Source organism: Streptomyces sp. NBC_00683, from assembly GCF_036226745.1.
Taxonomy (GTDB): domain Bacteria; phylum Actinomycetota; class Actinomycetes; order Streptomycetales; family Streptomycetaceae; genus Streptomyces.
In genome coordinates this window covers 34,088-56,782 of record NZ_CP109013.1, presented here as the reverse complement: position 1 = coordinate 56,782, position 22,695 = coordinate 34,088, and the positions used below count along the sequence as shown (strand labels likewise).

Annotated in this window: 25 protein-coding genes; 8 read left to right on the top strand and 17 right to left on the bottom strand. The window is 70.2% G+C overall.

Going from position 1 to position 22,695, the window contains the following annotated elements; all coding sequences use genetic code 11:
* Nucleotides 1-22: 22 nt before the first annotated feature.
* Entirely contained in the window at nucleotides 23-1,150 is a 1,128-nt protein-coding gene (locus tag OG257_RS00280; RefSeq protein WP_329203896.1) for a permease, read from the top strand.
* Nucleotides 1,151-1,282: 132 nt separating this feature from the next.
* Nucleotides 1,283-1,795 (top strand): GNAT family N-acetyltransferase, encoded by a 513-nt coding sequence (locus OG257_RS00275; RefSeq protein ID WP_329203894.1) that lies wholly within the window; start codon nucleotides 1,283-1,285, stop codon nucleotides 1,793-1,795.
* 79 nt (nucleotides 1,796-1,874) lie between these two features.
* Here OG257_RS00275 and OG257_RS00270 read toward each other — a convergent pair whose 3' ends face one another.
* The 7 genes from OG257_RS00270 to OG257_RS00240 all read right to left on the bottom strand — a co-directional run bounded on the left by OG257_RS00270 (nucleotide 1,875) and on the right by OG257_RS00240 (nucleotide 7,951).
* Nucleotides 1,875-2,696: an S-methyl-5'-thioadenosine phosphorylase gene (locus OG257_RS00270; protein WP_329203892.1), complete on the bottom strand. Its 822-nt coding sequence runs from the start codon at nucleotides 2,694-2,696 to the stop codon at nucleotides 1,875-1,877.
* Nucleotides 2,689-3,471, bottom strand: a complete 783-nt coding sequence (gene mtnC, locus OG257_RS00265) for an acireductone synthase (RefSeq protein ID WP_329203889.1) — start codon at nucleotides 3,469-3,471, stop codon at nucleotides 2,689-2,691. The genes OG257_RS00270 and mtnC overlap by 8 nt, the downstream gene beginning before the upstream one ends.
* On the bottom strand, nucleotides 3,471-4,046 hold the full coding sequence (locus OG257_RS00260; RefSeq protein ID WP_329203887.1) for a 1,2-dihydroxy-3-keto-5-methylthiopentene dioxygenase: 576 nt from the start codon (nucleotides 4,044-4,046) through the stop codon (nucleotides 3,471-3,473). Before OG257_RS00260 ends, mtnC begins: the two co-directional genes overlap by 1 nt.
* The gene (gene mtnB / locus OG257_RS00255; RefSeq protein WP_329203885.1) at nucleotides 4,043-4,735 is read right to left on the bottom strand and encodes a methylthioribulose 1-phosphate dehydratase; all 693 of its coding nucleotides are present in this window, start codon (nucleotides 4,733-4,735) and stop codon (nucleotides 4,043-4,045) included. Before mtnB ends, OG257_RS00260 begins: the two co-directional genes overlap by 4 nt.
* On the bottom strand, nucleotides 4,732-5,757 hold the full coding sequence (mtnA, locus tag OG257_RS00250; RefSeq protein ID WP_329203883.1) for an S-methyl-5-thioribose-1-phosphate isomerase: 1,026 nt from the start codon (nucleotides 5,755-5,757) through the stop codon (nucleotides 4,732-4,734). Before mtnA ends, mtnB begins: the two co-directional genes overlap by 4 nt.
* A gap of 38 nt (nucleotides 5,758-5,795) precedes the next feature.
* Nucleotides 5,796-7,058, bottom strand: a complete 1,263-nt coding sequence (locus OG257_RS00245; RefSeq protein WP_329203881.1) for an ATP-grasp domain-containing protein — start codon at nucleotides 7,056-7,058, stop codon at nucleotides 5,796-5,798.
* A 584-nt stretch (nucleotides 7,059-7,642) separates the two neighbouring features.
* Nucleotides 7,643-7,951, bottom strand: coding sequence for an ArsR/SmtB family transcription factor (locus OG257_RS00240; RefSeq protein WP_329203879.1), 309 nt, complete (start codon nucleotides 7,949-7,951; stop codon nucleotides 7,643-7,645).
* A gap of 88 nt (nucleotides 7,952-8,039) precedes the next feature.
* On the opposite strand from OG257_RS00240, the gene OG257_RS00235 reads away from it, so the two are divergent.
* A complete protein-coding gene (locus OG257_RS00235; RefSeq protein WP_329203877.1) occupies nucleotides 8,040-8,453 on the top strand; it encodes an arsenate reductase ArsC in 414 nt (137 codons plus the stop codon).
* 10 nt (nucleotides 8,454-8,463) lie between these two features.
* Here the strand turns inward: OG257_RS00235 and OG257_RS00230 are convergent, their stop codons facing one another.
* The 4 genes from OG257_RS00230 to OG257_RS00215 form a co-directional block, all read right to left on the bottom strand.
* Nucleotides 8,464-8,844 (bottom strand): ArsR/SmtB family transcription factor, encoded by a 381-nt coding sequence (locus tag OG257_RS00230; RefSeq protein ID WP_329203875.1) that lies wholly within the window; start codon nucleotides 8,842-8,844, stop codon nucleotides 8,464-8,466.
* An 88-nt stretch (nucleotides 8,845-8,932) separates the two neighbouring features.
* The gene (locus OG257_RS00225; protein ID WP_329203872.1) at nucleotides 8,933-9,991 is read right to left on the bottom strand and encodes an ArsO family NAD(P)H-dependent flavin-containing monooxygenase; all 1,059 of its coding nucleotides are present in this window, start codon (nucleotides 9,989-9,991) and stop codon (nucleotides 8,933-8,935) included.
* On the bottom strand, nucleotides 9,988-10,758 hold the full coding sequence (locus OG257_RS00220; RefSeq protein ID WP_329203870.1) for an aquaporin: 771 nt from the start codon (nucleotides 10,756-10,758) through the stop codon (nucleotides 9,988-9,990). Before OG257_RS00220 ends, OG257_RS00225 begins: the two co-directional genes overlap by 4 nt.
* A 45-nt stretch (nucleotides 10,759-10,803) precedes the next feature.
* A complete protein-coding gene (locus OG257_RS00215) occupies nucleotides 10,804-11,118 on the bottom strand; it encodes an ArsR/SmtB family transcription factor (protein WP_329203867.1) in 315 nt (104 codons plus the stop codon).
* Between the two features lie 71 nt (nucleotides 11,119-11,189).
* Here OG257_RS00215 and OG257_RS00210 point away from each other — a divergent pair, with 71 nt between their 5' ends.
* Together OG257_RS00210 and trxB are read left to right on the top strand one after the other, a co-directional pair.
* Nucleotides 11,190-11,609, top strand: coding sequence for an arsenate reductase ArsC (locus OG257_RS00210; RefSeq protein WP_329203865.1), 420 nt, complete (start codon nucleotides 11,190-11,192; stop codon nucleotides 11,607-11,609).
* A gap of 5 nt (nucleotides 11,610-11,614) precedes the next feature.
* The gene (gene trxB, locus OG257_RS00205; RefSeq protein WP_329203863.1) at nucleotides 11,615-12,613 is read left to right on the top strand and encodes a thioredoxin-disulfide reductase; all 999 of its coding nucleotides are present in this window, start codon (nucleotides 11,615-11,617) and stop codon (nucleotides 12,611-12,613) included.
* Between the two features lie 347 nt (nucleotides 12,614-12,960).
* Here the strand turns inward: trxB and OG257_RS00200 are convergent, their stop codons facing one another.
* The 6 genes from OG257_RS00200 to arsL form a co-directional block, all read right to left on the bottom strand.
* Nucleotides 12,961-13,296 (bottom strand): ArsR/SmtB family transcription factor, encoded by a 336-nt coding sequence (locus OG257_RS00200; protein WP_329203861.1) that lies wholly within the window; start codon nucleotides 13,294-13,296, stop codon nucleotides 12,961-12,963.
* A gap of 72 nt (nucleotides 13,297-13,368) precedes the next feature.
* Nucleotides 13,369-13,557: a hypothetical protein gene (locus tag OG257_RS00195; protein ID WP_329203859.1), complete on the bottom strand. Its 189-nt coding sequence runs from the start codon at nucleotides 13,555-13,557 to the stop codon at nucleotides 13,369-13,371.
* 60 nt (nucleotides 13,558-13,617) lie between these two features.
* Nucleotides 13,618-14,406, bottom strand: a complete 789-nt coding sequence (locus tag OG257_RS00190; RefSeq protein WP_329203857.1) for a methyltransferase domain-containing protein — start codon at nucleotides 14,404-14,406, stop codon at nucleotides 13,618-13,620.
* Between the two features lie 19 nt (nucleotides 14,407-14,425).
* Complete coding sequence (locus tag OG257_RS00185; RefSeq protein WP_329203855.1) at nucleotides 14,426-15,532, bottom strand: GTP-binding protein; 1,107 nt, start codon at nucleotides 15,530-15,532, stop codon at nucleotides 14,426-14,428.
* 37 nt (nucleotides 15,533-15,569) lie between these two features.
* Nucleotides 15,570-16,829 carry a GNAT family N-acetyltransferase gene (locus OG257_RS00180; RefSeq protein ID WP_329203853.1) on the bottom strand — a complete coding sequence of 420 codons (1,260 nt, stop codon included), beginning with the start codon at nucleotides 16,827-16,829 and terminating at the stop codon, nucleotides 15,570-15,572.
* A 30-nt stretch (nucleotides 16,830-16,859) separates the two neighbouring features.
* On the bottom strand, nucleotides 16,860-18,110 hold the full coding sequence (gene arsL / locus OG257_RS00175) for an arsinothricin biosynthesis radical SAM protein ArsL (RefSeq protein WP_329203851.1): 1,251 nt from the start codon (nucleotides 18,108-18,110) through the stop codon (nucleotides 16,860-16,862).
* Between the two features lie 860 nt (nucleotides 18,111-18,970).
* Between arsL and OG257_RS00170 the strand changes: the two genes are divergently transcribed.
* From OG257_RS00170 to OG257_RS00160, 3 genes are read left to right on the top strand one after another with little or no spacing between them, the layout of a single operon-like run.
* Nucleotides 18,971-19,882 (top strand): phosphate ABC transporter substrate-binding protein, encoded by a 912-nt coding sequence (locus tag OG257_RS00170; RefSeq protein ID WP_329203849.1) that lies wholly within the window; start codon nucleotides 18,971-18,973, stop codon nucleotides 19,880-19,882.
* A gap of 2 nt (nucleotides 19,883-19,884) precedes the next feature.
* On the top strand, nucleotides 19,885-21,717 hold the full coding sequence (pstC, locus tag OG257_RS00165; RefSeq protein ID WP_329203847.1) for a phosphate ABC transporter permease subunit PstC: 1,833 nt from the start codon (nucleotides 19,885-19,887) through the stop codon (nucleotides 21,715-21,717).
* A complete protein-coding gene (locus tag OG257_RS00160; protein ID WP_443054205.1) occupies nucleotides 21,705-22,439 on the top strand; it encodes an ATP-binding cassette domain-containing protein in 735 nt (244 codons plus the stop codon). The genes pstC and OG257_RS00160 overlap by 13 nt, the downstream gene beginning before the upstream one ends.
* The last annotated feature ends 256 nt before the right edge of the window (nucleotides 22,440-22,695 follow it).

The following is a 22,695-nucleotide window of genomic DNA, read 5'->3' as shown; positions in this document are numbered from 1 at the left end:
ACCGTCTCAGAGAGGTTCACCCGTGGACGAATTGCGGGCCCTTGGCCTGTTCATCCTGCTCGAGGTGCTGCACTATCTCCCGTGGTTCCTGGTCGCCATCGTCCTGGGAATCGCCGTACAGCGTCTGTCGATCGACGTGGTCGCTCGCCGCAGCTTCGCCCACGGGCGCAAGGGCGTCCTCGGCATCGCCATCGTCACGGCCATCGGAGCGTTCAGCCCCTTCTGCTCCTTCACCGTGATCCCCCTGATCCGCCGCTTCCTGATAGCCGGCGTCCCGCTCTCGGCCGTGATGGCGTTCTGGATCGCCTCCCCCTCCATGGACCCGGAGATCTACGCGCTCTCCGCCGCCCAGCTCGGATTCCCCGTCGCCACCGCCCGTCTCATCGGCGCCCTGGTGCTGAGCTTCGGCGCGGGCCTCATCGTTCTCGCGCTCGAACGGCGCGGACGGTTCGCGGACCCGCTGATCGCCTCCACGGAGAAGAAGGCGCCGGCGAAGAGCTGCTCGCAGGAGGCGGTGACCGTTCCGGAGACCGCGTGCTCGGCGGCGAAGGCGACCGTGCCCGAGACCGTGGCCGTCGGAGGCGGAAGTGGCAGCGGTGGCAGTGCTGCCGGCGGGTGCGGCGGTGCCGCCCAAGAAGCCGAGCCCGCTCCTGAGGCCGGTGGCTGCTCCACCGCCGCGCGGAACGACGCTGACGACGACGGCACCCCATGGCGCGTACTCGTGCGGCGCGACATCAAGAACCTCCGGGCCGGCGAGATCCTGAAGGAGATCGTCAGCGACTCGCTGATCCTGGGCAAGTGGCTGCTCCTGGCCATCGTCCTCGAGGCCCTGATCGTCCGTTACGTACCCACCGACGTCGTCTCGGGCATCCTCGGCACGGACGGCGTCCTCTCCGTTCTGGTCGCCGGACTCATAAGCGTCCCGCTGTACCTCAACGGCGTCGGTGCCATCCCGGTCGTCGAGGGCCTCATGGACCAGGGCATGGTCGCCGCCGCGGGCGTCACCTTCCTCCTCGGCGGTGCCATCACGACGATCCCGGCGATGGTGGCCGTCAAGAGCGTCGTCAAGACGAAGGTCTTCGCCTTCTACCTCGGCGTGGGCCTCCTCGGCAGCGTGGGTATCGGCCTCGTCGCGCTGCCCCTGCTCTGACCCCGCAGTACTCCTCCTCACCCCCACCCACGCTCCTGCGGCGGCCCCCGACGCCGCAGGAGCGTCGCCGTACCCGCTGACGAACACCGTGCGTCCCCCGTCTGCGGGAGCGCACCGAGGCAAGGAGCACGCATGACCACACCCCCGCGCCCGGGAGTCACCCTGGCTCCGATGACCGACGACCACGCGTCGGCGGTCATGGCGATCTACCAGCAGGGCATCGACGAGGGCAACGCCACGTTCGAGACCGCCGCGCCGCCGTGGAGCGCGTTCGACACCTCCAAGCTCGCGGCGCACCGGCTCGTGGCGCTGGGTCAGCGGGGGCGGGTGGCCGGCTGGACTGCGGTGTCGCGTGTCTCGACCCGGCCCGCGTACGCGGGGGTCGTCGAGCACTCCGTGTACGTCAGTCCCACGGCGCGCGGAACCGGCGTGGGGCGCACGCTCCTGGAGGCGTTGATCGTCTCCACCGAGAAGGCGGGGATCTGGACGATCCAGGCGGGCATCTTTCCCGAGAACAGTGCGAGCCTCGCCCTGCACGAGTCCACCGGGTTCCGTGTCCTCGGCCGACGGGAACGCGTGGCTCGCCACCACGGCGTCTGGCGCGACGTCCTGCTGGTGGAGCGCCGCAGCCCGGTCGTGGAATGACGATGCCGGTCACCGTGGTGACCGGCATCGGGCCGCAGGTTCGTGGTCGGTGCGGACCGTGCCCGTACCGGCCGGGGTGTCAGGGAAGCTCGAAGGGCAGATCCATGCCGTTGAGCGCCGCTGCACAACCGCAACGCCTCTCGCGGTCCAGGACGGCGACCGTCTGCAGGACCAGGTCCTTCAGGCGCTCCACGTTCGCGCCGAAGACCCGGAAGACCTCGTCCTGGGAGACGCCCTCCCCTCGCTCCACGCCGGCGTCGTAGTCGGTGACGAGGGCGATGGAGGTGTAGCAGAGGGCGAGTTCGCGCGCGAGGACGGCTTCCGGGTGTCCGGTCATGTTGATCAGCGACCAGCCGGCCGACGCGTACCACTGGGACTCCGCCCGGGTGGAGAAGCGGGGCCCCTCGACGACCACCATCACGCCGCCGTCGTGAACGTCGGCTCCGGCCTCGCCCGCGGCCTTGAGCACGGCCGATCGCCCCGCGGCGCAGTACGGGTCGGCGAAGGAGACGTGGGTGGCGCCGTGGTCGTAGTACGTCTGGGCACGGCCCGTGGTCCGGTCGACGAGCTGGTCGGGAAGGACCACGCTGCCGGGGCCGAGGGAGCGGCGCAGCGAACCGACGGCGCAGGGGGCGAGGATCTGCCGTACCCCCAGTGAGCGCAGCGCCCACATGTTGGCGCGGTAGTTGATGCGGTGCGGGGGAAGCTCGTGGCGGCCACCGTGCCGTGGCAGGAAGGCCACGTCGCGGCCGCCGACGGTTCCCACGGATACCGCGTCGGAGGGCGCGCCGTACGGGGTGGTGACCTCGACGCGCCGTACCGACTCCAGGAGTTCGTAGAAGCCGCTGCCGCCGATGACCGCGATGTCGGCCTTCGGCACCGTGTCGGACGGATCACTCATCGCTTGGGTCCTCCTGCGGGTGCGTGTCGACCGGCACCGTCGGTCTGCCCGGGCCGGGTCGGGAAACGAGTGGGGCAAGGGAGGCGACGGCCTCATGACCTGGCACGGTCGCGCGTTCGTCGCCGGGGCGGCGTACGACCACCGTCTGCCAGCCGGCTTCGGCCGCGGCGTCGAGCTCGGCACCGACGTCGCTGACGAACAGCAGGTCGGCGGGTGCGTGCCCCAGGTCCGCCGCGATCGCACGGTAGGAGTCGGCGTCCGCCTTGGGGCCGGCCGTCGTCAGATCGAAGTAGCCGTCGAGCAGCGGGCGCAGGTCCCCGTGGGCGGTGTGGCCGAACCAGTCCTGCTGGGCGGCCACGGAGCCGGACGAGTAGATGAAGCGGCCTGTGCCCTGCGTCTTCCAGTGCTCCAGTGCGGGCGGCACGTCCGGGTACACGTGACCGTACAACTCGCCCGCCGCGTAGCCGCCGGACCAGATCAGTCCTTGCAGCGTCTTCAGCGGCGCCGCCTTCACATCGGCGTCGGCCCACTGTTCCAGGAGTGCCAGAGCACTTGCCTCGTCGTGGGCCGTCCCGGTGTGGGTGGTGACCGCGTCGAGGATCTGCTTCCAGGGCGCGGTGTCGCGGTGAGCCGCGAGCCAGGGAGCGAACCGCTCACGCGCGTAGGGGAAGAGGACGTCACGTACGTGGCTGAGGGAGCCGGTGGTTCCCTCGATGTCGAGGACGACGGCCCGCAGCCCGTTCTCGGGGGCTTGGGCCTGTCGGCTGCCCGGCATCAGCCTTCCCGCAGGAGCGCGTCGAGGCGGGGGAAGCCTTCGGCGATGGACTCCTGAGTGAAGTCGCCCACCCAGCCGTCCTCCTTCTCGAAGAACCGGATGGCGCAGAAGTCCGGTACGGGTCCCATGTCGAACCAGTGCCGGGTACCGGCCGGAACCGACAGCAGGTCACCGGCCTCGCACACCACGGCGTACACGCGGTCGTCCAGGTGCAGGTAGAAGCAGCCGGTGCCCTGGGCGAAGAACCGGACTTCGTCCTCGGCATGCCGGTGCTCGTCGAGGAAGGTCGACCGTGCCTTGGCCGCGCGCTCCTGCCACTCCGCTCCCTCCTCGGGGTGCAGCCGGGCGACATCGACGAGGCGCAGCCCTTGGTCGGCGCACAGCTCGTCGACCTCGGCCCGGTAGGCGTCGAGCAGTTCCTCGGACGATGTCCGCGGCGTCACCTCTGCGCGTAGCGGCCAGCGGGTGAAGGAGACCGACCGTTCGCGCAGGGCCTGCGCGATGGCTTCCTCGTCGCGGGTGCGGAGCAGCACGGTGTCCGGTGCGTCGTCCGGCATGATCTGCAGCAGTGTCATGGCGCGGTCCTGTGGTCGGGTGCCTGCGCGGCACGGGAGACATGCAGCTCGGCGTGGGAGAGCACGAGCAGTTGGCAGAGCGACTCGAGGCATTCGAGCCGGTTCTTCGCCTGGCCCAGCGAGTCGCCCCAGGCGGTGATGCCGTGATCGGCCAGGAGGAGCCCGGGCGGGCCTTCCCGGTCCGCCGTGAGGTGGGCGGCTACGTCGTCGGCGATCCGGTCGACCTGGGGCCAGTTGGGGAACACCGGCAGGTCCGTGAAGGCCGGGTCCTTCAGTCCCAGGCCCTTGAGCAGCTCGAAGCGATCCACTCGTACCGAGGAGACAGCGTCCACGGCAGCGGCGCGGTGGGCGACGACGGTGGCGTACGGGGAGTGGACGTGGATGACGGCGCGGGCGCCGGTGGCGCGGTAGACCGCCGCGTGGATGGAGGTCTCCGCCGAGGGGCGGGCCTGGCCGGGATGGGATGCCTCGCCGGTGCGGGCGTCGACCTCCACCACGTCCCGGGCGGTCAGCTCGCCCTTGTCCCGCCCGCTCGCCGTGATCAGTGCCCGGCCGGGATCGTCGGGCAGCCGAATGGAGATGTTGCCGGCCGTGCCCGGCATCCAGCCGCGCTCGTACAGGGTGCGGGAGACGTCGGCCAGCTGCTGGGCGGTCTGCTTGCCGGCTGCGGTGGACCGCGCGTAACTCATGCGCTCACCTCGGATGCGTGGTGGACACCGTACTCGGAGACGATGACGGTGATCAGGGAGGCGGGGGTGACGTCGAAGGCGGGGTTGTACGCGCGTGTACCGGGCGGGGTGGTGCGGATCCCGCCGTAGGAGGTCACCTCGTCGGCGGCGCGTTCCTCGATGACGACGTCCCGGCCGTCGGCGAGGGACCTGTCCCAGGAGGATTCGGGGGCGACGACGATGAACGGGATGCCGTGGTGGGCGGCGGCGATCGCCAGTGCGTAGGTACCGATCTTGTTGGCCACATCCCCGCGCGCGGTGATGCGGTCGGCTCCGACGAGGACGCAGTCGACGAGCCCCTGGCTCATGGCCGCGGCGGCCGCACTGTCGACGCACACGCGGTGCGGCACACCGGCTTCTGCCAGTTCCCAGGCCGTCAGCCGGGCGCCTTGCAGGAGCGGTCGGGTCTCGTCGACGAGGACCTCGGTGACCCTTCCGGCGTCGGCGAGGGCGAGGATCGTACCGAGCGCGGTGCCCACGGCGGCGGTCGCGAGCCGGCCGGTGTTGCAGTGGGTCAGGAGCCTCAGGGACTCCTGCGGGCAACGGTCCAGTACGGCCTGGACCGCGTGAACGACCATCTGCCGGTTGACGGCCCGGTCCTCGTCGATCATGGCGGTGGCTTCGGCCAGGACCGCGTCCGGGCCGTCGGCGAGCTTTGCGAGAGCCCGGTCGACGGCCCAGGCCAGGTTGACGGCCGTCGGGCGGGCGGCGGCGAGCCGCTGTGCGTCGGCGCGCACGGCCTCCTGCCCGTCGCCGGTGATGCCCGGTGGGCAGTGGGCGTACGCCGAGAGCGCGACGCCCAGGGCGCCCGCGAGACCGATGGAGGGGGCGCCCCGTACCGCGAGTGTTGTGATGGCGGTGATGACGTCGTCCACGGTGTCCAGGCGCAGGAGCCGCCTCTCGTGGGGCAGCGCGCGCTGGTCGAGGGTGACGATCGCGTTGTTGTCCCAGCGCAGTGACGGCTGGTCGGAGGGCTTGCTCACGGGCGGCGGCTCCTTTGGGGCCTGAAAGGTGGAACCGGTCAGTCGGACAGGGGGCGCGACCGCAGTTCGACCAGGGCGGGCGCGGCGTCCACGTCGGCGGTCACCTGCTCGTGGTCCTCGCCGACGGCGATGACGTAGCCGTACCGGTTCATGTACGCCCGGGGCGGGAGGGCCAGCCGGGTGCCGTGGCCTGCCGTCGCGACCGCGCTGTGCACCGTGGGCCCGAAGAGGTCGTTGCGGACGGTCACTTCGACCGCCTCGCAGTCGGCCTCCGGGTAGAGGAACCTGATGGCTGCGGTCCTCTGCGCCTTCGGTGCGGTCTCGGGGGTGAGCCCGGCCGCGACGTGGGCGGCCGCGACCGCCGGGTCGGTCCCGGTGGCGAGCATCCCGATGAGAGGGATGAAGTCACCGCCGAGGCGCGCGTTGATCTCGACGAGGCGGGGACCCTTGGGGGTGAGTTTGAACTCGGTGTGCGTGGAGCCGTGTTCGAAGCCGAGCGCCTTGTGGACGCGGTGCAGCTGGTCCAGGAGTTCGGAGTCCTGGAGGAGGAGGTCGGCGGCGTCGACGGTGTGGCCGGTCTCTTCGAAGTACGGGTCCATGCCGACCTGCTTGCGCGCCACGATCATCGGGGTGCACACGCCGTCGACGACGACCGCGTCGATGCTGATCTCGGAACCGGTGAGGTACTCCTCGACCAGGACGTCGGCCTCGTAGCGGGGTACTCCGGGCCAGTTGGCGGAGCTGGCCGCCTCGAAGGCCGCTTCGACAGCGTCGCCATGGTCGGCCCGGACGACACCGAGGCTGCCGGCGAGTCCACGGGCCTTGACCACCACGGGGTAGCCGGTCGCGTCGGCCGCACGGCGCGCCTCGGCCGCCGTGGAGACCGGGGTGCAGGCCGGCTGCGGCACGCCGGCTGCCGTCAGCCGTGCCCGGGTGGTCGCCTTGTCGCGGCAGGCAAGCACCGCGTCGGGTGCGCTTCCGGGCATACCGAGCGCTTCGGCGAGGCGCGCGGCGGCGTGCACGAGGGACTCGTCGTAGGTGAAGACCCCTGCGACGGGAAGCTGTTGCATGACCTTCTTCGCCTCGGCAAGGAGTTCGTCGAGGTTCTTCGTGTCGAGGAGTGAGGCCCCCTCCACGTACGGCAGTTGCCAGCTCGGCTCGTGGGCGTCGAGGAGCCACAGGCGGAAGTGGCGCGAGACGGCCGCCACGATGTACTCCCTGTAGCGGCGGTCACCGCTGCCCATGAGGAGCAGGACCGGTGCCTCGGTGGTAGACGAGTGCGGTTGGGGCGTGGCGGCCATGGTGGGGAACCTTTGCGTCGACGTGTGGTCGGGGCCGAGGCCGGCCGACGGAGCGGGGCAGCGCCCAGGTCGGCGACGGCACTGTCGGCCGACGGCCGGAACCCTGCCAGCATTGAGCGATGTATGTCAATAGATCGATGAATGGCTGAAGGATCACCCCTTGCCGGACGTCACCGCCGCACGGCGCCCCTGCCCCGATTCACCCACCTCTGTGGGTACTTGCGAAAGCCGGTCAGGTTACCCAGTGTGGGCGTTCATGCAGATGAGACCAGTAAGGACCAAGGGCACCCACGCACTTGCAACTCCTGCGGACTCCGTCGCCAGGACTGCAAGGTGACGTTTGGGCCGCGCGAAACGCGGCGAAAATCGATCGGTGACCGTCGATGATTCAGGCGTGGCGGATGGCTCCGGGTTCACCCCGCCCAACGCGGTCGCCGGCGCGGTCAAGTCACCTGCGCCGGGGTCGCCAGAGAGGCGGGAAGGGAGTAGCGTTCGCGCACGGATCGCGATCCACAGCCCGCGGGGTCACGGGCGAGCGGACGTCGAGACGGCGCGGGCGCTCCGAAGGAGAAGCGGCCGGACTTTTAACCGCAAGGCCGCCGGGCCGGAGGGGCTTCGTGCGTCCCGTCGGCCAGATCACCGAAGAACGTGGACAGATCGGCCAGCACCTCGGGGCGCAGCCGGTAATAGGTGAAACGCCCGCAGGGCTCGGTCTCCACGACACCCGCTTCCCGGAGAACCCGGAGATGGTTCGACAGGTTCGTCTGTCGCGCGCCCGTCTCCTCGACGAGATGAGTCGTACACAGCGACTCACGGGCAAGCAGGCACACGATGCGAAGCCGCAGAGGGTCCGCCAGGGCCCTGAGCAGTTCCGCGTTCACCGACGTCAGCATGGCCTGATCGTGACACACCGAGCACAACCGGTGTCAACCACCAGATTTATGAACGCCCTTGTATCGCAACCCATTTGAGGAGACGTAGGTGTCCCGGATGCCCTCTGTCCTGTTCGTCTGCATTCACAACGCCGGCCGGTCCCAGATGGCCGCCGCGTGGCTTCGCCACTTGGCCGGCGACCGGATCGAGGTCCGTTCGGCGGGCTCCGCCCCGGCTTCGGCGGTGAACTCGGCTGCGGTCGAAGCGATGCGCGAAGTCGGGATCGACATGTCCGCGGAGGTCCCCAAGATCCTCACCACAGAAGCCGTCGGCGAGTCGGACGTGTGCGTCACGATGGGCTGTGGGGACACCTGCGCGGTTTTCCCCGGTAAGCGCTACCTCGACTGGAAGCTCGACGACCCGGCCGGGCAAGGGGTGGAGGCGGTGCGCCCCATCCGCGACGCCATCAGGGGCCTCGTCGAGAACCTCATCGTGGAGATGGACGCTGCGGCGGCGCGTTGAACCGGAGCGGTCAGAACGGTGAGCAGTCGATACCTCTGGGGAAGGCATGCTTTCTGAGCCCTTGAAGAGCATCCCAGCGGATCGAGAACCAGGCCCAGGTTCCTCGCTGTTCGCGGCGCAGCAGCCCTGCTGTGGTGAGGATCTTCAGGTGACGGCTCACCGTGGGCTGGGCAAGGTCGAGCGACTCTGTCAGGTCACAGACGCAGAGCTCTCCGGCCGGCGCCTGGTCGATGAGGTGGACGATCTGCAGACGGGTCTGGTCGGCCATCGCCTTCAACTGGGCGGTCACCAGCTCGACTTCGTCGCGGTCGATCAGCAGCCCTGGGGAGCACGGAACACAGCGCTCCTCGTTCACGTCCTCAATCGGTACGCCCGCCAACGGAGTTGCCATCCGGACACCATACGAGCTGACAAGATCGCACGGCGAATCCGAGGATCGATATCCGGCAGGCGTTCACCGTTCGTTCACCCGGACGGCATCATCGCGGTAGGGCCGCGACAGCCCGGGCGGCTTCGCGGGCGGGGCGGCCGACGCCGATCAGGGTGGCCGAGGCTGGGCCGGTCCAGTCGCCGTAACCGAGCAGATGAAGACGGGGCTCGCCGACAGCCTGTGTACCCCGGGTGGGGATGTGTCCGCGAGGGCCGCGGAGCCCGAGCGGGGCGAGGTGGGCGAGAGCGGGACGGAAACCCGTGCACCAGATGATCGCGTCGGCCTCGGTCCGCGTACCGTCGGGCCACTCGGCGCCGGTCGCGGTCAGGCGCGTGAACACCGGCCGCGCCTTGAGGAGTCCGGCGTCACGGGCCGCACGCACCGGCGGCACGGCGACGATGTCGCCGAGCGAGGCCACTCCGCCGACATCGGTGCGGCCTTCGTCGAGGGCCCGGCGGCGGGCGGTGGCGTGGTCGAAGAGGGCGCGGCCGTCGATGTCGTCGGCGAGGAACCGCGCGGGGCGCTGGGTGACCCAGGTGAGGTCGGCGCCGTACGCGAGGTCGGCGGCGATCTGTGCTCCGGAGTTGCCGCCTCCGGCGACGATGACCCGCATTCCGGCGAACTCGCCGGGACCGCCGTAGTCGACGGTGTGCAGCTGCCGCCCCTGGAACACGTCCCGGCCGGGGACGGCGGGAAGGAACGGTCGTGACCACGTTCCGGTGGCGCTGACGACGGCGCGGGCGTGCCAGGTGCCGGAGTCGGTCTCGACGCGGAGGTGCCCGCCGTCGCGGTGGACCGCCCGGGCCCGGACGGGGCGGTGGACGGGAAGTCCGTAGCGCTGCTCGTAGTCGGTGAGGTACTTGACGACGTGGGCGGCGTCCGGGTACGTCTCCCCCTGCTGCGGCGGCATGAGGCGGCCGGGCAGGGAGGAGTACGCGGCCGGCGAGAAGAGGCGCAGGGAGTCCCAGGTGTGCTGCCAGGCCCCGCCCGGTGCACGCTGGGCGTCCAGGACGGCGAAGTCGAGACCGCCGAGGCGGCGCAGGTGGTAGCCGGCGGCGAGCCCCGCCTGGCCGCCGCCGATCACCACCACGTCCACGACCCGCGTCATTCGCCGGTCGTCCTGCCGCGCATGAAGATGACCGCGACCAGCGCCAGGCCCACGGCCGTGCCGATCAGCTGCATGCCGATGAACGCCGGGACGGAGGCCGGGGCGATGCCGGCGAAGGTGTCGGTGAACGCCCGGCCGATGGTCACCGCCGGGTTCGCGAACGAGGTCGACGAGGTGAACCAGTAGGCGGCGCCGATGTACGAGGCGACGGCGACGGGCGCGAAACGCAGGCGGTCGGTACGGGCCAGGCCGAGGATCAGCAGGATGAGGCCGGCGGTCGCCACGACCTCGCCGAGGAGGAGGTTTTCCGCCGAGCGGTCGTGCGTGGACCACTTCACCAGCGGCTCGCCGAACATGGCGTCAGCCAGGATCGCGCCGAGAACCGCGCCGACGATCTGGGCGGGGACGTACACCGCGAGCTCGCGGGCGTTCACGCCACCACCCCCGCGGCGGGCGGTCCACCACTCGGCCAGGGTGACGGCCGGGTTGAAGTGGGCGCCGGAGACCGGGCCGAGGAGCGCGATGAGGACGCCGAGGCCGAAGACGGTGGCGGTGGAGTTGGCGAGGAGCTGCAGCGCCACGTCGTCGGTGAGCTGCGTGACCTGGATGCCGGAGCCGACGACGATCGCCACGAGGGCAGCGGTGCCGACGAGTTCGGCGGCCGCACGTGCGACGAGCGGGGTGCGGGGCGGGGTCGCGCCGGGCCCGGGCTGCGGCGACGTGTCGGTGGCTATGGCGTCGCTCGCAGCGGGCTCGGTGGCGGTCACGGGTTGGATCTCCTCGGACAGGCGAAGCAAGAAAAGGGGGAGGGGTCAGGGGCAAGAGCGCTTGAAGTTCGCCTCGGCGGTCAAGCGCGCGGTCTGCGCGAGTGCGGCGAACTGCCCGGCGAGCTGCTCGATGACGTCCGGCTTGAGCCGGTAGTAGGTGAACCGGCCGCAGGGCTCGGTCTCCACGACTCCCGCCTCGCGCAGCACTCTCAGGTGGTTGGAGAGGTTGGTCTGCTTCGCGCCGGTCTCCTCCACGAGGTGGGAGGTACAGAGCGTCTCGCGGGCGAGCAGGGCCACGATCTGGAGGCGCAGGGGATCACCCAGAACCCGGATCAGGTCACTATCGACTGACGTCATCATGTGCTGATACTCTCACATCACCCAGAGCTGATACCAGCCAGGGCTGACCTCTTGGTAGCAAGGAAGACCCGATGACCACCGCACCGCTCGCCTCCGTGCTCTTCGTCTGCGTCCACAACGCCGGCCGCTCCCAGATGGCCGCCGGATTCCTGAGCCACCTGGCCGGCGACCGCATCGAGGTCCGTTCCGCCGGCTCGGTCCCGGGCGACCGGGTCAACCCGGCAGCCGTCGAGGCGATGGCCGAGGTCGGCATCGACATCTCCGCCCAGAAGCCGCAGGTCCTCACCACCGAGGCGGTCCAGGCGTCCGACTACGTCATCACCATGGGATGCGGCGACGCCTGCCCGGTCTTCCCCGGCAAGAAGTACCTCGACTGGGCCCTGGAGGACCCGGCCGGCCAGGGCGTCGAGGCCGTCCGCCCGATCCGCGACGAGATCAAGGCCCTCATCGAGGGCCTCGTCGCCGGGATCGACGCGCGGCAGGAGGCGTGAGCCCCGTGGCCGAGCCGACCGCGACCACCGGTGACGACGTCCGTGAGGTCATCGTCATAGGATCCGGCCCCGCCGGATACACCGCCGCCCTGTACACCGCCCGCGCCCAGCTCAAGCCCCTGCTCTTCGGCAGCTCGATCTTCGTCGGCGGCTCCCTGACCACGACGACCGAGGTCGAAAACTTCCCCGGCTTCCCCACCGGCGTCGACGGCCCCGACCTCATGGACAACATGCGGACCCAGGCCGAGCGCTTCGGCGCCGAGATGGTCGACGACGACGTCATCTCCGTCGACCTGACGGGAGACATCAAGGAAGTCACCGACAGCGAGGGAACGGTTGATCGTGCCAAGGCCGTGATCATCGCTACCGGCTCCGGCTACCGCAAGCTCGGCCTTCCCAACGAGGACGAGCTCTCGGGCCGCGGCGTCTCCTGGTGCGCGACCTGCGACGGCTTCTTCTTCCGCGACCGCGACATCGTCGTGGTCGGCGGCGGAGACACCGCCATGGAGGAAGCCACCTTCCTCACCCGCTTTGCCCGCTCGGTCACCGTCGTCCACCGCCGCTCGACCCTGCGCGCCTCCCAGGTCATGCAGAGCCGGGCCTTCGCGGACGACAAGATCTCTTTCGCCTTCGACAGCGAGATCGCGGAGATCACGTCCGAGAGCGGCATCCTGGCCGGCGTCGTCCTGCGCGACACCTTCACCGGCAAGACCCGCGACCTCGACGCCACCGGCCTCTTCATCGCCATCGGCCACGACCCGCGCACCGAACTCTTCACGGGCCAGATCGACCTCGACGACGAGGGCTACATCCAGGTGGAGGTGCCCTCCACCCGCACGAACCTGCCGGGAGTCTTCGCCGCCGGCGACGTCGTCGACCACACGTACCGCCAGGCCATCACCGCGGCAGGCTCCGGCTGCCAGGCCGCCCTCGACGCGGAGCGATACCTCGCCGCCCTTGCCGACAGGAGCAAGGCCGTCGCGAGCGTCGCTGTCACAGCCTGAGGCCACACCGAGGCCCATGCTGTCGACGCTCCCCATGAACACCAGCTCCGGCCCGTCACGTTGGCGGACCTGACGGGCAGGAGCTGGCCCTCTGCTCCGGTCGGCATGGTGAGTCGTACTCCAGCCGGCCTTCCCTCTGCTCTTCGGCCACGAGCGAGCACAAGGAGCCGGCAACGAGACTCGTTGCCGGCTGCTCTGCCCGTTGCTCGGACCTGCGACCTGTACAAGGCCACCACACTCGATGTTCAGGCGTCCACGCCCGGATCACGCCCCGAGGAGGACCTGCTGCCGGGGTGAATGCGGACGGATGCCGACGATTGCGGCATGGCAGTGGCCGAAGAGGTTCTTCAGCTGGATTCCGGTTCCCGGCAGGAGTGGACGGGGGCGCCGATGAGGATGTCGGCGGCGCTGGGGAACTCGGTGATGCAGCGGGGGTTGATGGCGTACCGGATGCTGGCACCGGCACGGCGCCTGGTCAGGAAGCGGACGGTGTGAAGGATCTTCAGGTGGTGGGAGACGGTCGACTGGTTGAGTCGAAGATGGTCGACGATCTCGCCCACCGGCACGGGCCCCGGCCGGCCGCTCAGGAACCGCATGATGCGGATGCGCGTGGGGTCGGCCAGGGCTCGGAACCAGCGGGCGTACTCCTCGACGGTCTCCCGGTCGAGTGACGTTTCGGACATGGAAATCCTTAGCGGGCCATGAGGATCACCGCCGCCGCGCCGGCCGCGGCGAGCAACGGGCCGGCCGTGCAATCAGGAGCTTGGTCGTCTGGCCGCGATCGCGAGCGAGTAGAGGCAGCCAAGGGGTGTGGCGACGGTCTCCTGGGCGGTGGCTGTGCGGTGCCGCGTCCCTCTGGCGTCCATCAGGGACACGAGTCCGTGGGGGACGTCCTTGCCCCTGTCGGCCGTTGCGCGCGCCGGGATCAGCACGCGGACGCGCATGACCGTGCGAACCGTGGCCGGAGCTTAGGCTCCGGCCACGGCCCGGGTGCGACGTCGTGGTCAGCAGCAGGTGCCGCCGGGCGCGCACTCCTGTGCGCCGGCGATGCTGTCGACGGGCTTGTGGGCACGGATGATCGCGGCGTGGAGGCCGTCGGCCGCCTCCTGGGTGAAGACGACCTCCGCGTCCTTCAGGCCGACCGCGTCGAGGAGTTCCTTGTACTCGGAGACGGACAGCGCGCCGGCGATGCACTGGCTGTGCCCGCCGCGCTCAGCTCGCTCCTCGGGGCTGAGCCGGTCCTCGGCGACGACGTCGCTGATGCCGAGGCGGCCACCGGGGGTCAGGACGCGGGCCATCTCGGCGAAGACTGCGGGCTTGTTCAGCGACAGGTTGATCACACAGTTGGAGATGATCACGTCGACGGTGTCGGCCGGCAGCGGGATGGACTCGATCGTGCCCTTGAGGAGGACGACGTTGTCGATCTCGGCGTCCTCGACGTTGCGGGCGGCGAGGGCGAGCATCTCCTCCAGGAAGTCCAGGCCGAAGACGCGGCCGTCGGGGCCGACGCGCCGGGCGCTGAGGATGACGTCCAGGCCGCCGCCGGAGCCGAGGTCCAGGACCGTCTCGCCCTCGCGCAGTTCGGCGACGGCGCTCGGGTTGCCGCAGCCGAGGCTGGCGAGGAGGGCCGCGTCCGGGGCGGTGCCGGGGCCGATCTCGTCGTACGCGGCGGGGCCGAAGGTCTGCGGGTCGGGCGAGCAGCAGGCGCCGCTCGTCTCGGCTTCGGCGGCCTTGGCCCGGTAGTACTCCCGGACCTCTTCCTGCAGGCTGCCGGCGGTGGTGGTGTCGCTCATGACGGGTGGTCCTTCTCGGTCAGGCGCCGGCGGGGGCGAGGCGGTGCACGGGGCGCGGGTAGGAGGGCTTGAACGACACCGGGGTGGTCGCCGAGGAGGTGACGGCGGTGGCGAGGTCGGCTGCCTTGACGGCCTCGGTGACGGCCGCGTCCAGGGCGTCGGGCTCGCAGGCGACCCGGGCGTTGACGACGGCCCGGCCGGTCGGCGCGTGCGCGGCGGCGGCGCGGTCGAGGGTGGGCTGCGCGCCGGACTCGGTGAGGCTGAGCTTGGCGAAGTCCCCGTCGGCCGTCTCCACGGTGATCTTGGCGTGGCCGATCACAGCGTCGTGCTCCGCGGCCCAGGCGGACAGCTCCTCAAGGACGGTGCGGGCCCAGGCCGTCGCGTCGAAACCGTCGCCGGCGGCGGTGAGGTCGAGCTCCTGGTTCATCCAGGCGAGCTGGGCCTCGGCGGCCGCGTAGCGGTCGTAGTCGATGTCGAGGACGACGTCCCCGTTCGTCGCCGGTGCCTGCCACGCGTCGAGCAGGTTCTCCAGGTGAGCGCCGGTGGTGGCGGAGTATCCGACGACGGTCGCCTTCGGGTTGCTCGCGCGGAGCGAGGCGAGGAGTTCCTCGGCCCGGTCCGCATTGATGGTGTCCAGCTTGTTCACAGCGATGACGTCGGCCTCGGTGACCTGCTGACGGAAGAGGTACGACAGGTCCGACTCCGGCTCGCCCCGCTCGGCGGCGCGGGCGAACGCCAGGTGCCGCAGCGGGTCGACCACGGTGGTCAGCGGGGCAACGACCATGTCGTCGCCGTAGTACTGGCGCAGCGGTCGTACGACGGTGGCCTGGAGGTCCGTGCAGCTGCCGACGGCTTCGGCGATCACGGTGTCGACGCTGTCGGAGGCGACCAGCGCGACGATGGCCTCGACGAGGTCCTCGAACTTGCAGCAGAAACAGCCGCCGGTGACCTCGGCGACGCTGTCGAGCTTGCTCCGTACGAGCTTGGTGTCGACCAGTTCGACGCCCTGGTCGTTGGTGATGACGGCGACCTTGCGGCCCTGCTCCTGGAGCGCGAGCGCGGCGGCGGTCATGGTCGTGGTCTTGCCCGCCCCGAGGAATCCGGTCAGGGGGATGAAGGTGATCATGGGGTCCTTCTCGTCCTTGTCGTGGAGTCGGGCGGGGTCAGCCGCAGCAGCTGTCGCCGGAGCCGCCCAGGAGGGGCAGGTTCGCGGGCTGGGCCGGGGCGGGGGACGCGGCGCCGAACGCGACGCGCCGACTGTTTCCGAAGGCGTCGAGCCAGGCGCTCGCCTGCGGGCGCAGCGCCGGGTCGGAGAGCAGCATCGAGGTACGGACTTCGCGCGGGGTGCAGCCGCGCAGAGCCTTCGCCTGGTGGGCTCCGGCGCCGAACTCGACGGTGCGTAGGCCCTCGGCGTACGCGTCGCGGACGGGCGCGTCCAGGACGAGGGCGAAGTAGATGCCGCTGCGCTCACCGATCGCGGCGTAGTCGAAGCCGGCCCACTTCGGGAAGAGGCGGTGGTTCTTTCGGATGGTGACGCAGGTGGCGACCAGAGCGCCGTCCTTGTAGCCGAGGTAGGCGCGGACGTCCGCGCCCTCGTCGATGAGCGCGGAGAGGACACCGACGATGTGCTCGGGCTCCTCGCCGGCGCCGTTCTTCTCCCGGTTGAGACAGGTGAGTTCGGCGATGCGGGCGACGTAGGGGCGGATGTCGGTACCGTCGACGCGCTCGATCGTCACGCCGGCGGCTTCGGCGCGGCGGACGTCGCCCTTGATGCGCTGGCGCTTCTTCAGCGGCAGGGCGGCGAGGTGTCCTTCCCAGTTCGGCGCGTCGAGGCTCATGAAGTCCTCGTAGCCCCAGAAGGTGCTGGACGCGCCGGCGGCGTCGAGCGCGTCGACGAGGGCGTCGTTGCCACGGCGGCTGGGAATCCAGGGGGCCACGATGCAGCGGATGCCGGCCTCGAAGGCGGCGGGCACGAGCTTGTCGATGATGGACCCCATCAGGGTGGGGGTCCAGAAGTTGTAGGCGACCTCGGTGCGGTAGCCCAGCGGGGAGCCGAGCAGGAGCGTCGGGAAGAAGGGCTCGGTTCCCAGCGCGTCGACCTCGGCACTGCGCGCGGCGTCGGTCTCGGCGCCACAGCACACCTCTTCGCCCGAGGGCGCCTGCCATCCGAGGTAGGTGCGCGGCTCGTGGTCGACGGCCGGCGGGGTGGTGAGGATGTAGCCGGGAAGGAGGGCCAGCTCGCCGCGGGCGCGGTGGGCGAGGGTGTGCCAGGGCTGGACGTCGGGGAGTACCTTCTCCGTGGCCCGCAGCCAGGTGGGGCCAAGGTACGGCCACGAGTCGGTGAGGCCGGCGAGCTCGCCGGCCCAGTCCATGTCCGGGAGTGCCTGGCCGGTGGAGATGACGACGCGGGGTGATCCACCCATGTCAGTGTCCTTTTCTTGTGAGCGGGTGGGTCAGCACTTCACGCAGCAGCGGATCTTGCCGGCGTCCTCGGCGTCGGTGCGGCGCTCCTGCCAGAGCTCCTCGACGCGCTTGTCGGGGTGGGTCCACTCGACCCAGAAGCCGCGGTCGACGGTGGCGATGTCCTCCATCCAGGGCGAGGAGAGCAGGGGGGAGCCCTTGAACAGCAGCAGTCGGGTCTGCAGGGCGGTCGGGTCGGTGACGCGGGCGAGGCCGGTCTCGACCAGCCAGTCCTCGAAGCCGAGGAGCTCCTCGTACTCAATCCACGGGGTGAAGGGGATGAACGTCGGGTACAGCTCGAAGCCGATCCGCTCGGCCTCGTCGACCGCCTCGCGCATGTGGTCGACGTCGATGTGCTTGTCGAAGATGCGCAGGATGCGGTTGGACGGGAACTCGAGGGCGCAGGTGACGCGGCGCAGCCCGAGCGAGACGAGCTTCTCCAGTTCCTTGGTGTAGTCGAGGACGTGGTCGACGCGGGTGGTGAACTCGAACGTGAGGGGGCCGATGGCCTCGACGAGCCGCTCGACCACACCGATGCCGATGGTGCGGGAGTTGAAGAACTCGGCGTCGATGAAGCAGAAGTGCCGGACGCCCTCCTCTGCCAGCTGCAGGGCGTCGGCCAGGACGCTGTCGGCGTCGTACGCGGCGACCCCGCCGTCGTAGGCGCCGTACACGGAGCAGTAGGTGCACTTGTGGTGGCAGCCGCGGGACGTCTCGATGTTGCCCATCAGGCCGAACGGCGAGTGGTGCGCCGGGTAGTGCACGAGGGAGGGGAACAGGTCCCGGGCGGGCTTGGTGACCGAGATGCGCCGACGCGGGGGCTTGGGCCGCATGCCCGTGCGGGTCATCAGGGCGGGCACCGCGTCCAGCGCGATGGTGCCGGCGGCGAGCTGGGCCAGCTCCTCGCTGATGAGCTCGGGCTCCTCCATGATGATGCCGTCGGCGACGTCGAGGAATTCCCGGTGGTTCATCTGCGCGTACTGGCCGAAGGTCACGACCGTGGTGCCGTACGCCTCCGAGACCCTGCGGGCCAGGGCGATTCCACGCTCGAGGCCCTCGAACTGCTGGACCGAGACGAGCGTGAGGTCGAAGGGGCCTTCCGGAATGGCGTCGGGAAGCAGGTGCGCGTCCCAGCCGACGACGTCGGCGCCGTGGTGCTGCAGAGCGGCAGCCGCGCACGCGGACGTCAAGGGCTGGAGCTCCGCTTCGAACGCGGAGGCAACCAGAACACGGGGACTACTCACACTTCCCCCCAGGGAGTGATCAAGGAGCGTGACGGATCGAGATGGGGCCGGGTCAGAGCCCAGGTCGGTAACGACGCTGTCGACCGACGGCCGGAACCCTGCCAGCGTTGAGCGATGTATGTCAATAGATCGATGAATGACTGAAAGACCATCTCGCCGATCCTCCGTCGCCACAAAGTGGCGCTGCCCCGATTCGTCCCCCTCTGTAGCTGGTTGCGAAGAGAGGCCATCCGCTTGAATCCGTTTGTTCACACAGCTTGAAGCCGTCCAGGGCGAAGGTTTCGACTGGCGACCCATGCGGCTTCGGAATTCGTGGCCGACCCCAGGCGGCGCACCCACCACCCCGGTGTGTGACTCAAATTCAATCGCCGATCATCGATGATTTCCACCAATCAAGGTGTCGCCAGGGGGACTCGGAGGCGGTAACGTTCGCCCACGGCATCGCGGTCCGCACCCGGGGTCAGCGGGTGGACGGATACCGATGCTTTGATGCTTCAGGCCCTTCAAAGGGGAGTGGGCCGAGCACCAATCGTTCAAGCGCTTGAGCGCCCCACGGCAACCCCTACGGTCCGGAGCGAGTTCAACGGGGAACGCGATAAGGATCGCAAGGGCATCGGCTGCAAGCCATGAGTAGCCATCATCCGCACGCCCGGTGTCCACCGCGCCGCCTTGTCGGAGCACCTGCAGGCTCGCCCGGCGTCCGCCCGCTTCGTCCACGTGGGCAGGGGGCCACCGGCAGTCACGGCCGCACCCCTTCTATGTCCCGACCACAGACCTGCATGCCACAGGGGCGACGCCCGTCACCGGTGTTCCCCGATTCCCGCCCCTCCCATCACCGCAAAGGCACCGCCATGTCTTTCATGTCCACCGAAATCCGCAGTAGAAGACCGCGCCTCACCGGACGGCGTGTCCGCCAGGGGACCTCCGTCGTCTCCGCCGCTCTTCTCCTCTCCGCCGCCCTGACCGGCTGCGCCGGCTCCGCGAACGCCGGCTCGGACGCCATCCAGGCCAGCGGCTCCACCACTGTCGCCCCGGTCGCCTCCGACGCCGCCGAGGCGCTGAAGGCCAAGGGCCTGAACATCACCGTCGCCACTCAGGGCGGCTCCGCCGGCGGTATCTCCCAGCTCGGCACCGGCCAGATCAACATTGCCCTCAGCTCCAAGCCTCTGTCCGACAAGGACCACAAGGCGTACCCCGACACGGACTTCGTCACCACGCAGATCGGTGCGGACGCCGTTGGCGTCATCATCACCAAGGAAGTCGCCGACGGCGGGGTCAAGGGCCTGACCAAGGCGCAGGTGGCGGGCCTGTTCGAGGGGAAGATCACCAATTGGAAGGAGGTCGGCGGCCCCGACCTCCAGGTCTTCGTGTACGACAAGGAGCCCGGTCGCGGCACCCGTGAGGTGCTCGACAAGTTCATCTACGGCAAGGGCGAGCCGCCGGCCCCGCCCAAGTCCGCGAACTACGCCGTCGTCGGTGGCAACCTGGAGACTCGCAACAAGCTGAAGTCCACCCGCGGTTCCATCGCCCCGCTGTCGACCGGCTTCATCGAGGGCCACCCTGAGCTGGTCGCCGTGCCTCTGGAGGGCGTCGCTCCCACCCTGGCGGACGTGGCGTCCGGCAAGTACCCGATGACCCGTCCGCTGTACATGATCACCAACGGCAAGCCGAAGGGCACCGTCAAGCAGTACATCGACTACATCCTCTCGCCCGAGGGCCAGAAGCTCCTGCCCGAGCACGGCTACCTCACACGCGAACAGATGGGCCTCTGACGATGGGGCTCACTCTGGAGCGCCCCGCCCAGGCGCCCGGACCCGCCGTGTCGCGGCCCTCCTCCGGGAGCGGCCGCGGCAGCCGGGCGAGATGGGTCTGGGGATGGGCGTACAGCGGCGTCCTGTCCGTGCTGCTCACCCTCACGATCCTGCTCGGCTATCTCTTCACGGGCATCGCGAGCGGAACCGTCGACTGGGCGACCCTGTTCACCTCATCCACCTGGAGTCCGGGGAACCTCGCCTTCGGCGGCCTGGCCATGATCTACGGCTCAGCGGTCGTGTGCGTCCTGGCACTGGTGCTCGCCGTCCCGGTCGGCTGGGCGGCGGCCGTCGCCCTGTCCGAGTACCTGCCGCCCCGCCTCGCCAAGCCTCTGCGCCTGAGCATCGAACTCCTGGCAGCGGTCCCCTCCATCGTCTACGGCCTGATCGGCATCATGGTGATCCGGCCGTTCGTGGCGGACCTCGGTGACGTACCGGGCGGCGACAGCCTGCTCGCCGCCGGCATCGTCCTCGCCGTGATGATCATGCCGACGATCGTGGCGGTCAGCGTGGACGCGCTGGCCGCCGTACCCGGCCGGTACCGGGAGGCCGCGTACTCCCTCGGCCTGACCCGCCGCGAGGTCGTGCGGTCCGCCGTCCTGCCCCAGGCCCGGTCGGGCATGCGCGCCGGCGTCCTCCTCGGCCTGGCCCGGGCACTGGGTGAGGCCATCGCGGTCTTCATGGTCATCGGCCGTGCCGACGGGCGGCTGCCGGAGTCGCTGGGGGACGTCTTCTCCTCCCTCGTACGCCCCGGTCAGACGCTCACCACCAAGCTGGCCGGCCCCGAGCCGATGCTCGCGGGCACCTCCGGCCCGTACTTCGCGGCGCTGTGCGGCCTTGGCATCATCCTGCTGACCCTGGTCGCCGTCGCCACCGTGTGGGGCACCCGCGGCTCCACGGGACGGGCCGCGCGCGCTCCGCGTACCCGTCGGTCCTCCGCGTGGCTGCGCACTCCGAAGGACCGGCTCACCACCGTCGTCCGGCTCGGGGCCCTGCTGCTGCCGGGAGCCCTGCTCCTCGGCATGCTCGGCATCCTGCTGACCCGCGGCGGCGCGGCACTCAATCCGGTCTTCTGGTTCTCGCCCTCCGAAGGCGCGGCGGGTGGCGGCATACGCGACCAGATCATCGGTACGCTCCTGCTCCTTGCGACCACGGCGCTGATCGCGCTGCCGCTCGGTTACGGAGCGGGCGTCGTGATCGGTACACGTGCCTCCGCGAAGACCGCCCGCGTCCTGGAGACGGTGACCGTGGCGGTCGGCGGGACGCCCACCATCCTGCTGGGCCTCGCCGGGTACGTCCTCTTCTGCACAACCATGGGCTGGGGCCGTTCCTGGCTGGCCGGCGCCGTGGTCCTGGTGCCCGTGGTGGTGCCGGTGGTCGCACTCACCACCGCAGGCCGGATCCGGAGCATGCCGGCGGAGATCACCGAGGCCGCCTTCGCGCTGGGCCTCACCGGCTCCCAGTACGTCCGCTCCGTGGTCATCCCGTACACCTGGCCGGCTACGCTCACCGGCCTGCTGCTCGGCCTGGCCCGCGCGGCGGGCGAGACGGCCCCCCTGATCTTCACCGCCACAGTATTCTTCGGAGCCCCCGCCCTCCCGACCGGCATCGTCAACGCTCCGGTCCAGGCCCTGCCCACGCACATCTTCACCCTGTCGCAGGACTCCGGCGCTCCCGAGGCGATCGCCCAGGCGTGGGGCAGCGCCCTCGTACTGGTCCTGATCACCGCGGGCCTGCTCAGCCTGGCGGTCTTCCTGCGCAACCGCTTCGAAGGAGCACGACGATGGACGACGTGACAACCGGTGCCGCGACCATGGACAACAGGGTCGACAGGGCTGTCATCGCGGTCCGCGACCTGCAGATCCTCAACGGAACCAAGCGCCTGGTCGGACCGGTGACGTTCGAACTGGCCGCCGGATCCACCACCGGCCTGTGCGGTCCGTCGGGCGCCGGCAAGTCCACCGTGCTCCGCGCTCTGGTCGACCTACTGCCCCACGGGCTCCGCCGTCAGGGCGAGGTGCAGGTCCTCGGCCGTCCCGTCCGGCACGGCAAAGGCGACGCCGGCCTGCGCAGCACAGTCGTCCTGGTACCGCAGACCCCCGTGGTCTTCGGCGGCAGCATCCTGGACAACGCCCTGTTCGGCCTCCGTCACCTGGTGCGGGCATCTAGGACGGAGCTGAACGACCGCGTCGAGCAGGCACTGCGTGAGGCGGGCCTGTGGAGCGAGGTCTCCAACCGGCTGGACACGCCGGCCCAGACACTGTCCAACGGCCAGCGCCAACGGCTCTGCCTGGCCCGGGCCTTGGCCCTCGAACCGGCGGCCCTCCTGCTCGACGAACCGACAAGCGCCCTGGACGAGCGGAGCCGCAACACGGTCGAGGAGTCCGTGGCGGCCCTGCGGGGCAACCGAACGGTCCTGCTCGTCTCTCACGATCCCGCACAGGTGGAACGGCTCTGCGACCGGACGGTCCGTATCGACCTGCCGAACACCTGCGAGCCTTCCGCAGCGGCGGTCTGAGCGCTCGTCCACCCCGCCGGGCCCCGGGCCCGCCGCCGCGACGAAAGCGCGATGGCGGGCCCAAGAGCATGATCAGGGTCTCGGCGACTCCACCGGCCAGCCCGTACGGCTCGTGGGGGTACAAGCTCACGTACGCAACCTGGTACGGACTCACGCGCAGGCTCCGCTGTGGTCCGACCGACCTACACGCGGGGCGGGTGTCGGGGCGCCGATCGGAAAATGTGCTGACCGTACCGAGCGGTCAAGGGCGCCTGCG